General features: G+C 60.1%; 10 protein-coding genes and 1 pseudogene. 2 read left to right on the top strand and 9 right to left on the bottom strand.

Going from position 1 to position 12,692, the window contains the following annotated elements:
* Positions 1 to 120: 120 nt before the first annotated feature.
* Positions 121 to 570, top strand: a pseudogene (locus L0977_RS14290) (IS5 family transposase); the annotation flags it as partial.
* A gap of 961 nt (positions 571 to 1,531) precedes the next feature.
* On the opposite strand, the gene L0977_RS25700 reads toward L0977_RS14290, so the two are convergent.
* The 8 genes from L0977_RS25700 to L0977_RS14255 all read right to left on the bottom strand — a co-directional run bounded on the left by L0977_RS25700 (position 1,532) and on the right by L0977_RS14255 (position 10,267).
* Positions 1,532 to 1,801 carry a LysR family transcriptional regulator gene (locus L0977_RS25700; RefSeq protein WP_082585976.1) on the bottom strand — a complete coding sequence of 90 codons (270 nt, stop codon included), beginning with the start codon at positions 1,799 to 1,801 and terminating at the stop codon, positions 1,532 to 1,534.
* 231 nt (positions 1,802 to 2,032) lie between these two features.
* Positions 2,033 to 2,584, bottom strand: coding sequence for a hemerythrin domain-containing protein (locus L0977_RS14285; protein ID WP_082585977.1), 552 nt, complete (start codon positions 2,582 to 2,584; stop codon positions 2,033 to 2,035).
* A gap of 63 nt (positions 2,585 to 2,647) precedes the next feature.
* Positions 2,648 to 4,159, bottom strand: a complete 1,512-nt coding sequence (locus L0977_RS14280; RefSeq protein ID WP_056277395.1) for a tripartite tricarboxylate transporter permease — start codon at positions 4,157 to 4,159, stop codon at positions 2,648 to 2,650.
* A gap of 18 nt (positions 4,160 to 4,177) precedes the next feature.
* Positions 4,178 to 4,666 carry a tripartite tricarboxylate transporter TctB family protein gene (locus L0977_RS14275; RefSeq protein ID WP_234265513.1) on the bottom strand — a complete coding sequence of 163 codons (489 nt, stop codon included), beginning with the start codon at positions 4,664 to 4,666 and terminating at the stop codon, positions 4,178 to 4,180.
* A 232-nt stretch (positions 4,667 to 4,898) separates the two neighbouring features.
* Positions 4,899 to 6,266, bottom strand: coding sequence for a fumarylacetoacetase (fahA, locus tag L0977_RS14270; RefSeq protein WP_234265512.1), 1,368 nt, complete (start codon positions 6,264 to 6,266; stop codon positions 4,899 to 4,901).
* Positions 6,263 to 7,549, bottom strand: a complete 1,287-nt coding sequence (gene hmgA / locus L0977_RS14265; protein WP_234265511.1) for a homogentisate 1,2-dioxygenase — start codon at positions 7,547 to 7,549, stop codon at positions 6,263 to 6,265. The genes fahA and hmgA overlap by 4 nt, the downstream gene beginning before the upstream one ends.
* A 55-nt stretch (positions 7,550 to 7,604) precedes the next feature.
* Positions 7,605 to 8,603, bottom strand: a complete 999-nt coding sequence (locus tag L0977_RS14260; protein WP_234265510.1) for a tripartite tricarboxylate transporter substrate binding protein — start codon at positions 8,601 to 8,603, stop codon at positions 7,605 to 7,607.
* A 47-nt stretch (positions 8,604 to 8,650) separates the two neighbouring features.
* Positions 8,651 to 10,267, bottom strand: a complete 1,617-nt coding sequence (locus tag L0977_RS14255; protein WP_234265509.1) for an FAD-dependent oxidoreductase — start codon at positions 10,265 to 10,267, stop codon at positions 8,651 to 8,653.
* A 99-nt stretch (positions 10,268 to 10,366) separates the two neighbouring features.
* Here L0977_RS14255 and L0977_RS14250 point away from each other — a divergent pair, with 99 nt between their 5' ends.
* Positions 10,367 to 11,257, top strand: a complete 891-nt coding sequence (locus tag L0977_RS14250) for a LysR family transcriptional regulator (protein WP_234265508.1) — start codon at positions 10,367 to 10,369, stop codon at positions 11,255 to 11,257.
* A gap of 25 nt (positions 11,258 to 11,282) precedes the next feature.
* Here L0977_RS14250 and L0977_RS14245 read toward each other — a convergent pair whose 3' ends face one another.
* Complete coding sequence (locus L0977_RS14245; RefSeq protein WP_234265507.1) at positions 11,283 to 12,584, bottom strand: citrate/2-methylcitrate synthase; 1,302 nt, start codon at positions 12,582 to 12,584, stop codon at positions 11,283 to 11,285.
* Positions 12,585 to 12,692: the final 108 nt, after the last annotated feature.

Genomic DNA, 12,692 nt, shown 5'->3' with positions numbered 1-12,692 from the left:
CCGCTGTCGCGGACCTGCTTGTTGATCGGGGATAGTGTTCACGAGTCCACCAAGAGTTGAAGTGGACTCGAGGCTCCTATGAACCGCCTCGGCTTTCAAGATGGGCTGACTGGACGCTCACTGAAAGCCCACATCGGTGTGGATGCGGATTCGGGACTGGTGCACACGGTGGTGGGCACAGCGGCCAACGTCAACGACGTGACGCAGGCGCACGCGCTGGTGCATGGAGACGAAACAGACGTCTTTGCCGACGCGGGCTACCAGGGCGTGGACAAGCGAGCAGAGACCCAAGGCATCAATGTCAACTGGCATGTGGCGATGCGACCGGGCAAGCGCAAGGCGCTGGACAAGAGCACGGCGATGGGCGCGATCCTGGACCAGCTGGAGCAGGTCAAGGCGAGTATCCGGGCCAAGGTTGAACACCCGTTCCGGGTGATCAAGCGCCAGTTCGGGCATGTGAAGGTGCGCTATCGGGGACTGGCCAAGAACACGGCGCAGCTGCACACGCTGTTTGCGCTGTCCAACCTGTGGATGGTGCGACGCACGTTGCTGCAGGAGATGCGGGGATGAGTGCGTCCAAATGCGGCCAGAGGGCCACGAAACAGGGCGAAATCGGCCTTCAAACCGACCTTGCGGGCCTGAAATCGCCGCCATCCGAAATTGAGTGCATCAACTCACGCCGTGGCGGGTGTTGTGCAGACCTTCCTTAACGCCTCAAAGATAATGAGCAGATTCAAATCTTTGTCTGTGGGGTGCATCTTGTTCATGCTATGAACGCGTGTTTAGCACTGAGCCAGAGGTCGCGTGCCGCAAGTTTGAGGGTGCTGTAACCCGGCCCCTGCAACCGCAGTTTCTGAACATCTGACGCTGCACCACCTCGCCTGCATCGAGGTCACTGTGGTCTTCAGCACCGGGTAGCTTTCGAGCGTGGTATGCACCTGTTCGCTGCCACACAACAGAACGACCCCGTTAGCCACTAAAGCATCAAAGTCTGAGACGGCATTGAGGCGAGGTACCGCTGTCCGGATGAGGAGGACATCATTCTTTCATTAAGTCACTTTGGTAGTAGACGTATTCTGAAAAGCGGCGCTCACCACATTGTTTGCTCGACACCTTTGTTTTGCCAGCAAGCCTGGTCGACTAGCGCCATCCACAGGCGGTACTGGCCCTGCACATGCGTTAAAGCCCCCCTCAAAGAAGTCTCAGGACGTGCAAGGTTTTCCGATCGTGAATTTGTAGAGCTTGCAGTTCTTCGCTCGACCCGTTGGTGCAGAGCGTTCTGCCCCGCCGACCTTAATGTCGTTCATCAATGATCCTCTTATTATCTTGTTTCAGCTAGCACCATTTGTCACTACCTGATTACACCATCCCGAATTTTCAACTCACTGACACAAGTGACCCATTGATCAAATCAAATTCTTGTCCTCTTGGTCGACGGACTCCTTTGAAACTCGACCATGGAAAGATCATTAGGCCATCTCAGCCGCTTTGTACCGCAGGAGACGTAAAGAGAAAGTTTACGATCCTGTGATCATGACTGCGAAAGGCTTTTTTCAATGGCTACGACCGCTGAGACAGGACCCTGAACATCCTCGAGCAATGCACGCCCTTCCTTTGTAAGAGCAATTCCTCGAAAATTGCGCTCAACCAAGCGTTTCCCTACGCACTTCTCGAGACGCGTTAGGCGTCTGCTCAGCGCTGGTTGAGCGAGGCGAAGCACTATTGCGGCTTCAGATATGCTCCGACAGTGGGCCACGACAACAAAAGCGCGGAGATCATCGAATACAAGAGTCGTCTGCATATTCCTAATTATCCCAATTGGCGTGATGCACTCAGTCTATTGGGAATAATTCAGTGATCGAGGGCGGCAATTTTTTCTTACGCCACTCCTTCGATCTGGGTGTGGGCATGCCTTTTCTCATGACGCTTTCAATCTGCTTGACACGAAAATTTTAAAAATAACCGCGAATGTTACAAGCATGTAGCCAATTAACTATTTACCCCCACAACTTCCGACTCTTGTGGCTTATTATCAAGATCCCCGCAAGCCGCGACGTGCAGCACGAAAAGCGTGGCGTGTGTGCAAAGCGAGTCCAAGTGCTGCCATTTTGGGATCCCTCCGGCCAAGAATTTTCTCTGCCAGAGGCAAGAATTCGCGTTCTTCCAGCCTCGCATGAGCTGTATACTGATCTACGAGTTTCTGAACAGCCGCTTCATCGATTTCGACAATGTGTCCTTTCGCGAGCTTCACCAGCTTGGGCTCTAAACGTACCCATTGAGACTCAATTTCCCTATGCTCTGCTGTAAGTCCATCCACCAACGTCCGAGCAATGGACTGTTCCTCTCCAGGCTCTGCATTGGCCAGGACAGCAGGAAACAAATCTCGCTCTTCTTCTGAGTGATGGTCAAACACTGCCACTCTGAAGAACGCTACAGTATCCTCAGCTATCTTCCGGGCACTGGTTGCCGCCTTAACAAGACTAGTGATTTCGCCAAACCTATTTAAGTGTGAAATAATCCCATCATGACAACTGGAAAAGCTATCAATGGGAGAATTACTGCTCAAGTTTGAGTCGGCGGTCATGCTAATGTCCTCATGAATTAATCAGGGTGATGTATGGCTATACTGAACGCCTCAGAGTAACCTTCAATCCTCGACGAAGGCCTCTTCGCGCTTCTTCTTCACGGCCGGCAGCAGGACGATCGTCAGCAGCACCAGCGCCACCACCAGCAGGCTGGCCGAGATCGGACGGGTCACAAATACTGACCATTCACCTCGCGAGATTAACAAGGCGCGCCGCAGGTATTCCTCCATCATGGGCCCCAGGATCAGGCCCAGCAGGAGCGGTGCGGGCTCGCACCCCAGTTTGATGAAGACATAGCCGATCAGGCCGAACAAGGCGACCATCCAGATGTCAAAGCTGTTGTTGTTGGTCGAGTAGACGCCGATGGCACAGAACAGCACGATGGCCGGGAACAGCCACTTGTAAGGCACGGTCAGCAGCTTGATCCAGATGCCGATCAGCGGAAGGTTCAGGATCACCAGCATGGCGTTGCCGATCCACATCGAGGCGATCAGGCCCCAGAACAGTTCGGGGTTGCTGGTCATGACCTGCGGACCCGGCTGGATGTTGTGGATGGTCATGGCGCCGACCATCAGTGCCATCACGGCGTTGGGCGGAATGCCCAGCGTCAGCAGCGGGATGAACGAGGTCTGGGCGCCCGCGTTGTTGGCAGCTTCGGGCGCGGCCACGCCGCGGATATTGCCCTGGCCGAACGGGATCTCGCCTGCCTGCAGTTTGGTCTTCTTCTCGATCGTGTAGGCGGTGAAGGCCGAGAGCAGCGCGCCACCGCCGGGCAGGATGCCCAGCGCCGAACCCAGCGTGGTACCACGCAGCACGGCAGGCAGCATGCGCTTAAAGTCCTGGGCGGTCGGGAAAATGTGGTCTACCTTGCCGGTGAACACCTCGCGCTTCTCGTCCGGGTGCGACAGGTTCTGGATGATCTCGCCGTAGCCGAAGATACCCATCGCGATGGCGAGAATGCTGATGCCGTCTGTGAGCTCGGGGATGTCGAAACTGTAGCGGGCCACGCCGGAATTCACGTCGGTGCCGACCAGGCCCAGCAGGAGCCCCAGCACGATCATGGACAAGGCCTTGAGCAGCGATCCGGAGGCCAGCACAACGGCCCCGATCAGGCCCACCACCATCAGCGAGAAGTACTCGGCGGGACCGAATTCCAGCGCTACCTCCGTCAGCGGCGCGGCAAAACCGGCCAGGATCAGCGTACCCACGCAACCGGCAAAGAAGGAGCCCAGGCCGGCGGCCGCAAGGGCCGGGCCTGCCCTGCCCTTGCGTGCCATCTGGTAACCGTCCAGCACCGTTACTACGGAGGACGATTCGCCTGGCAGATTCACCAAGATGGCGGTGGTCGATCCGCCGTACTGCGCACCGTAATAGATGCCAGCGAGCATGATGAGGGCCGCCACAGGCGGTAGGCCATAGGTCGCCGGCAGCAACATGGCGATGGTGGCCAGCGGGCCGATGCCGGGCAGCACACCGATCAAGGTGCCCAGCAAGCAGCCGACGAAGGCGTAAATCAGATTCTGGAAGGTGAACGCGACGCCAAAACCCAGCAGCAGGTTGTTGATCAGATCCATGTTCTTGTTCTCCTCGGATCAGTTGGCCAGGAACCAAGGCAGCACGGGAAACTGCAGATTGAGCAATTTCACGAAGGCCACATAGCTGCCAACGGCCAGGATCGTCGCCAAAATGATCGACTCCCTCAGCTTGCAGCCTTGTCGGGCGTAACCGGACAATGTGACTAGGCCGAAGATGGCGACGATGAAACCGAATGGAGGCAGTCCAAAGGATGGCAGGCCCACCAGCAAGGCACCGAACAGCAGGTTGGCGCCCAAGATGAACACCAGAGGGCGCCAAGCGATGGAACCGATCCGGTCGCCACCCGGAGGGCCGCTGCGGAATGAATTCACAGCGACCAGTGCACCCAGGCCGACCAGAATCAGGCCGAGCATGAACGGAAAATAACCGGGCCCCATGCGGGCCGCTTGTCCAATCTCGTAGTCCACGGCACCCCAGGCGAACGAACTTCCGACGATCATGAACATGAGGCCGGACAAAAAATCTCTCTGACTAACCAATGGCACAACTTGTCTCCTAATTTTCTGCAGGCTTCTTAGTTATCGAAGTTTATTATTTTATGCCTAAGCTTTCAAGGAATAACGTTAGGGTATACACCTAGGAAAGGTAACGCAACGCCCTTATCGACAGAGTTGGTATCTAACTTCGCCGGATCCACTTTCCACTTGAGGTGTGTCCTTCGAAGCGTTACGCGAAAATCAACGGCGCGGGCTCCGGGTACCAGAAGCGAGCAATGGCTTAGTCGCCGTGGGGATGGCCGGTTTGAGCTGGGTGCAAGGCGCCTGGAGTGTCGAATGGGGCCGCCCGGATAGTGCCGACGCATTCTCCAAATCCGATCCGCTGTGCTCCTTCGCGCTCGCACCAAGCGCGCAAGGAAACCGTATCTCCATCCTCCAGGAAGATTCGACTCTCTCCCGAAGGCAGCGTGATGGCTTCGCGCCCTCCGATGGTTTTCTCGATCAGTGAGCCAGCCTGCGAGGGATGTGGTCCGGACAGTGTGCCGGAGCCGAGCAGATCTCCTGCGTTGAGATTGCAGCCCCCGGCCGCATGGTGTGTCAGCAGCTGGGCGGGCGTCCAGTAGGCGGCTTCCACGAAGCTTGAGCATGACAGGCACACAGGCTGGCTGCCCACATGCTTCATTTTCTCTGTTTGGAGCAAGACCTCGAGTTGGACGTCGAGCGAGCCGCGGGCCATGTTCTCGTCAGACCGCAGGTAGGGCAGCGGCTCGGGATCACCCTGTGCTCGCCGGCAGTAGGCCCGAAACGGTGCCAATGCCTCAAACGTCACGATCCAGGGAGACAAGGTGCTGGCGAAGTTCTTGGACAGAAACGGACCCAGAGGCTGGTATTCCCAGGGCTGGATATCCCGAGCAGACCAGTCGTTGAAAAGCGCCAGGCCAAACAGGTGGCTTTCGGCATCTTCGATGGGGATGTGCGCACCTCGCCGATTGCCCGGGCCTACAAAGAAGCCGAGTTCCAGTTCGTAGTCCAGGCGCTTGCTGGGCCCAAAGTCTGGCGTGTCGGCGGTGCCCTTGCTCTGGCCGTGTGGGCGGTAGATGGGCTCACCGCTGACAACCACCGAAGAACTGCGCCCGTGGTATCCGATGGGCACCCACTTGTAGTTCGGAAGCAGTGGGGTATCTGGTCTGAAAAGCCGACCAACGGCCGTGGCATGGTGGATGCCGATGTAGAAGTCGGTGTAGTCGCCGATGGTCGCGGGCAGTGCATGCTCCGCCGCCGATTGCGCAACCAGGCATGCTTCCAGCGCATGGCGCTCGTTCGCGCCTTCACGCAGCGCGCGCGACAGCGCCAGTCGCAGCGCGGACCAAGCGGATGTGCCCATGGCCATGAAATCGTTGAGCCGTTCGCGCGATGCCGAGACCGCTGCGCCCTGAGCCAGACCGTTGAAGACACCTCGATGAACCGCCGAAGCCAAGTCGAGGATCTGGTCTCCGATCGCAACGCCTCCTCGAAACGACTCATTGGATCCGCGTCGCCGAAAGATACCGAAAGGCAGGTTCTGAAGGGGAAAGTCCGTCGCGCCGTCGTTCGCCGAGGCCACCCAACTGCGCAGGTCAATCGAGTGGGTTTCGTTCAAGGGCGTCATGCTTGTGTCGGGTTGAAGTGCTTCTTGAGGTCTTGCCAGCAGCGGTAGTAATCGTGTTGCAGCTGAGCGGACTCCATGGCGAACCTCGTTGGCCTGAGTACTTCGTTTGACTCGAACATGAAGGCCATGGTCTCGGTCAGATAGTCCGCTCGCGCTGTGTCTGCAGCGCTGGCTTTGGCAAACGTGTCTGCGTCAGGGCCGTGCGCGCTCATGCAGTTGTGCAGGGACGAACCACCCGGCACGAAACCTTCCGCCTTGGCGTCGTAGGCGCCGTGAATGAGCCCCATGAATTCGCTGGCGACATTGCGGTGGTACCAGGGTGGCCTGAAGGTGTCCTGCGCTACGAGTATGCGAGGCGGAAAGATCACGAAATCGATGGTGTCGACACCCGGGGTGTTGCTGACGGATTGCAGCACGAGAAAGATCGAAGGATCTGGATGGTCGTAGCTGATTGAACCGATGGTGTTGAAACGCCGCAGGTCGTACTTGTAGGGGGCGTGGTTGCCATGCCAGGCAACCACGTCCAAAGGGCTGTACCCGATGCGCGCGCTCCAGAGATTGCCCTGGAAGCGGGCGACCAGTTCGAAATCGCCTTCCCGGTCCTCGTAGGCCGCGACGGGGGTAGAGAAGTCGCGCGGGTTCGCCAAACCATTGGAACCGATGACGCCGAGGTCCGGCAGCTTCAGGGCGGCGCCGAAGTTCTCGCACACGTAGCCGCGCGCGCGGGCGTCTGGTAGCCGAACCTGAAAGCGCACGCCTCGGGGAATCACGGCGATCTCCTGGGGTTCCAGGAGCAGGCGCCCCATTTCCGTTGCCAGCTCAAGGCGACCCTCCTGGGGGACGATGAGCAACTCCGCGTCGGCGTCGTACAGGAAGCGATCTTCCATCGACCGGTTGGCGGTGTACACGTGAATGGCACAGGCCGCATTCACCGCCATGGTGGTCATGCCATCGATGAAGTCGGTGGGCTGCCCAGGCACAGGGAGCGGATCCCAGCGCAACTGGTTCGGCGTCACCGGCGCATCGTCGGCCCGGCTGATCCATCGACCTGAATCCAAAAGCACAAAAGGCTGGTGCATGGTGGATGGTCGAATGCGGTACAGCCAGGCGCGGCGGTTGGCATGCCGGGGCGCGGTGAACGCCGTGCCAGAAATCTGCTCGGCATAGAGCCCAAAGGGTGCGCGTTGTGGTGAGTTGCGCCCTTGAGGGAGCGCCCCGAGGAGCGCTTCAGAGGCAAACTCGTTGCACATACCCGTTTGGTAGGTGATGGGAATGTCCGGCATGATTTCGTCACTCGGTGATTCGTGATGGCATGAGGAGGGAACGAAGCGTTTCAATTCATTCGGCACGCGCGCCGGTTTCTTTGATGACCTTGGACCAACGCACCGTGTCTTCGTGCATGAGTGCCTTGAGGGCAGCCGGGGTCGACGGAGTCGGCTCCAGCCCTTGCGCTTCCAGAGAGGCCTTTACGGCAGGGTCGCGCAAAGCCCGGCCGACAGATTCTTCGATCTTGGCAGCGATGTCGGCTGGTACACCTGTGGGGGCGACGAGGCCAATCCAGACCTCGCTGCGGAAGTCTTTGAAGCCGGCGCTGGCCACGGTCGGAACGTTCGGCAGGTAGGACAGAGGCTGCTCGCCACCCACCGCCAGCGGGCGCAGGGCGCCGGTCTTGATGTGGGGCAGCACCGAGTTGGCGACGCCAAAAAGCACCTGGATCTGGCCACCGAGCAGATCCGCGACCACGGGCTGCGCACCACGGTATGGAACGTGCACCATGTCGATACCAGCCATGCTCTTGAAGAGTTCCCCAGTCAAATGGTGTGGCGTGCCGACACCAGCGGAGCCATAAGACAGCTTACCTGGCTGGGCTTTGGCCAGCGCCACCAGCTCCTGGGTCGACTTCGCAGCGACATTGGGGTTGACGACGAGGACAAAAGGAACGCGCCCCAACTGGGTGATGGGAACGAATTCCTTGACCGGGTCATAGCCAGCGCGCCCATCTGGATAAAGGAAAGGGTTGGTGACGAAGTTGTTGGCAACCACCAGCAAGGTATAGCCGTCAGGTGCCGCCTTCGCGGCCAGCTTTGTTCCAAGATTGCCGCCAGCCCCGGGACGGTTTTCGACGATCACCGGTTGCTTCCAGTACTCGCTGAGCTTTTGTCCTACCGTGCGGGCAAGAACGTCGTTGCTTCCGCCGGCGGTGAAGGGAACCACGATCGTGACGGTCTTGCTGGGGTACTCGTCGGCATGGGCCGGCAGCGCAGCGTTCAGCCCGAGAAGCGCAAGCACAAGCGCTTTGGTGGCGCGGCCAAGGGCAAGAGGTTTGAGCATGTTCATGAGGATGTCTCCTTGTGTTATCGATGGGAAGGGGAAAGCGATTCGAACTATCCGGCGCCGCGCACGGTATCTACCAATTGGTCCGGAGAAGTCACCTGGGCGCCGCGCCAAGCGACATGGCCATCCGGTCGGACCAGTACGAGGGGGCGCTCATATGCGGCCGCCACATCAGCTTGCTCGATGGATTCGATCCGGAATGGAACGCCTTTTGCGGCAAACGCCTCGGCCAACGTGTCCGCCTCGTGCTGAAGCCTCGGGTCGGTGCACACGAGCACGAACCCGTGGCCGAACAGATCAAGCGTCGAGCGGCCATCGCTGAGCCATACGTGCGGCGCGCGCGAACCAGGCCGCGTCGTGGGGATGTAGGTCGAGTATTCATCCGGGGTCGGCGTCGTGCCGTCCGGTATGCAAATGGGCGAGTCGTCGTAGCGGTGGCCGAGTTGCAGACCCAGCGACTCCCACTCCACCCGGGTCGATTCGCGCAGGCGTCGGCCAAGGTCCTGGCGCACTTGCTCTCCTTCGGGCGTCAGGTCGCAGACCGCTGCCGGGCTGGGGGTGTCTTGCCATGCCCTGAAGTTCTGGGTGGAGAAACCGATGTTGCGTCGCGCGACCGGTCGGCGCTCTGCATCGTAGCTGCGCAGCAGGGCAGGACCGCCCCAGCCCTTGACAAGTCCTTCGAGCTTCCAGCCAATGTCCAGCACCTCCTGCGTACCCGTGTTCATGCCCATGCCGCCCGTTGGCGACATCGTGTGCGCCGAGTCGCCGACGAGGACAACGCGCCCCTGGTGGTAGCGATCGGCGAGCATCTCGCTGCGTCGCCAGGGGATGGTGGAGTCCACATGAAACGCGACATCGTCGCGACCGATCGCTCGGCGGACCCAGGCCGCCGCGTCGAAATTCTTGAGGTCCATCTTCTCTTCGGTACCCAGCACGGTCAGGCGCCAGATCTCATTCCCGTCGACGACCGTCAGGTTGCCCCAGGTCCCCTCCGGACCAACGAAGAGATAACGCTCGGCAGGCCCCATTTTGTGTTGGTTCACCAAGCCTGGCGCGTGGAGCAGGATGTTGACGGAGTAGCTGAGCAGCTTGCCTTCCATCTTGATGCCGACCTGCTCCCGAACACTGCTGGTGGCACCATCGCAACCGAGCAGGTAGTCGGCGCGGATCGTGACCGGCTCGCCCGTGTTCAGATCGGTGACCACCGCCGTGACGCCTTGGTCGTCCTGCTGCAACGATTCGAAGCGGTGCCTGAAGAGCAGCCTGGTTTTCGGTTCCGCTCGTGCAGCATCGGTAAGGATGGGCTGTAGCCACAACTGAGGGCAGCGCTGCTTCTTTTCGGGCGTCTCGGGCGGTGTCGGCGCATCGCGCATGCTCGGGTACTTTTCCTGGTCGAGCAGCAAGCCGTTGAGCGAGGTGCAGAAGACCATGGAAAGCTCATAGTCCTCCGGGAAACCGCACTCGCGCACGCGCTGGGCCAGACCCCAGCGCCGGAACAACTCCATCGTCCGCATCGCGATGAGGCCGGTGCGCGGGTGCTCGATCGTCCCGTCACCCTCGTCCACAAGCATCGATTCGATACCCCTCCAGCCCAGCTCGATGGCCATCGAAAGGCCCACCGGGCCTCCACCCACGATCAGCACAGGCGTCTTGATCATTGTCTCCATAAGTTCGTTTCCTTGATGTGTTTTTGATCCGTTCGAAAAATGATCTTCGAGAAAGGCAACCACGTCCAATCGATATTGGAGAGAAATAGAATTCAGGATATGAATATCAAGACGTTCGACTTGAACCTGCTGAGGGTCTTCGCCGCTGTCTATGCGGAGCGCAATGTTTCCAAGGCGGCTGTCGCTGCGGGTCTGTCGCAACCCGCGATGAGCAATGCGTTGCTTCGGCTGCGCAAGGCCTGCTCCGATGTGCTGTTCATCCGGACATCGCGAGGCATGGAGCCCACTGCGCTGGCCGAGGAACTCATCGATCCGGTTAGGCACGCGCTGTCGATCCTCCAGGCGTCCTTGGAACACCCTCACGGCTTCGATCCGCGAGAGTCCGAACGGACGTTCAAGATCCTCATGTCAGATGCAGGTGAAGCCATCGTTCTGCCCCAACTGGTACCCGCAGTGCTCAGGGAGGCACCTCACGTGCGCATCGAAGCGCTACGGCGCCCCAATGAGCTCTATTCGCAGATGCTTCAGAGTGGAGAAGCGGATCTCGCCATCGGAAACCTCGCGTTTCTGAAGACCGGGTTTTACCAACAGCGCCTCTTTGGCGACCCCTACTGCTGCCTGGTGCGAAGAAAGCACCCGTCGATCAGTGGCGAGTTGACTCTTAAGCAGTTCCTGGAAGCGCAGCACGTTTCGGTTGCCACTGGAAACGCAGACGCCTTGGTCGAGCACACGCTTGCGAAGATGCGTGCGAAGCGCAAAGTCGTCCTGCGCGTGACCCACTACCACGTCGCGGCAGATGTCGTCGAGCGGTCCAACCTGGTGGTCACCGTTCCCCGCAACGCGGCGCGCAACGCCCGGGGCGTTCAGATTCTTCCTGTACCCTTGAAGATCCCCGCCGCGGATGTGCGCCAGTTCTGGCACAGTCGCGCGCACAAGAATCCGGCCAACCAGTGGCTGCGGTCGATGCTGGCCAAGCTCGTGTTCGAATAGTCACGGCGAAGGTTGACGGGTCTTCTCAACTGGATCCCTGCTGCCCCATGTATCTGGCCCGAGGCCGCAGCATGGCGCCGGTCAGGCGTTGCTCCAGTGCGTGGGCGATCCAGCCCGTGGTGCGAGCGAGGGTGTGCAGCATCGCGCCCGTTCCATTGGGCAGCCCCATCGCCTTGCAAAGCATCACGAGGGCTGCAAACACATTCGGATGCTGTCCCGCCTGGCGGGCGCCGACCACCAGCGCCCGTATCTTTGGCGTGTCGGGGCCGTACGACGTCAGGCGTTCCATCATGTCGAGCAGCACCACCGAGCGGGGGTCCTCTCCTTCATACAGGGGATGGTTGAAGCAGGGCAGTTCGTTGCTCATGAAGCCCATGGCCGCTGCCAGCGACAGAGCGTCCTCGGGATCCAGTCGCGAAGGCAGCGCGTCGATCAGCGCCTCCACCTCCACGGCACCGCCCACCTGCATCGCTCCGGACTGGGTCAGCATCGCGGTGGCGACGCAGGCGTGCAGGTCGGCGCCCGTGGAGGCGCATATCCGTGCCGCGAACGATGGCGCCGACAGTTCGTGCTCTGCGGACATCACCAGCGCGGCATCGATGGCCTGCACGGCATCCACACGGTCTCCCAGGCCGAGCCCGCGGGCGATGCACTGCGCCACGAACTCGCCTTCGCGGGGAGCGGAAAACCTCGCGTCCGGCCCGAAGACGCCGGCCGCGCCGGCCAGGGTCTGCAGCAGTCGCCGGTACGTCGCAAGACCGGCCGCCTGTATGTCGCCTTCGGCCTGCTCGAACGCCGACAGCGAGGTCGTCAGCAGCGTCAGCAGCTTGAGCGGCGTGACCCTGTCGGCCGGGTGCGAGGCGAGCTTGATCAGGTGCTCCAGTGGCCGGGTTTCCTGCAGGGCTGGCCATGCGATGTCCCTGGTGCGCGCAAGCCCCGTCCAGATGAGTTCGCTTGCGAATTCGAATGATCGGCCATCGCGCACCAGGTCGCGCGCCAGTACGCCGCGATAGCGTGGCCCCTGGGCCGTGATCTCGCTGATCCACGTCTGTGCGATGGGTTCCCCGTAGCGCAGGGCGTGCGAGACCTGCGGTCCGCCCGAGCGAGCGACGGCCCGGCTTCTGAGTTTCTCGACATCGGCCTTGCGGTAGAGCTTGGCCTTCACGCCCGGGCGCTGCACCGTCTTGATGAGCCCTCGGCTGACGTAGGTGTACAGCGTTTCCCGGCGCACACCCAGGGTCGACGTTGCTTCGGCGCTGCTGACGTACTCAACGTCGTTGATCTGGCGCTTCTGGCGTCGCGTCTTTGTATTTTCTTTCGGCGGCATAGGGTTCTCCCGGTGAAATATGTCGATTCTCACATCGATCTATACATTGATCAATGTATTGCCTAACATCCGCGGCACTCCGTCAACACCCTTTTGAAAGGACAACCA

Origin of the sequence: Hydrogenophaga sp. NFH-34, from assembly GCF_021401345.1 — a bacterium.
Lineage (GTDB): Bacteria > Pseudomonadota > Gammaproteobacteria > Burkholderiales > Burkholderiaceae_C > Hydrogenophaga > Hydrogenophaga electricum.
This window is presented reverse-complemented; position numbering and strand designations above follow the sequence as displayed.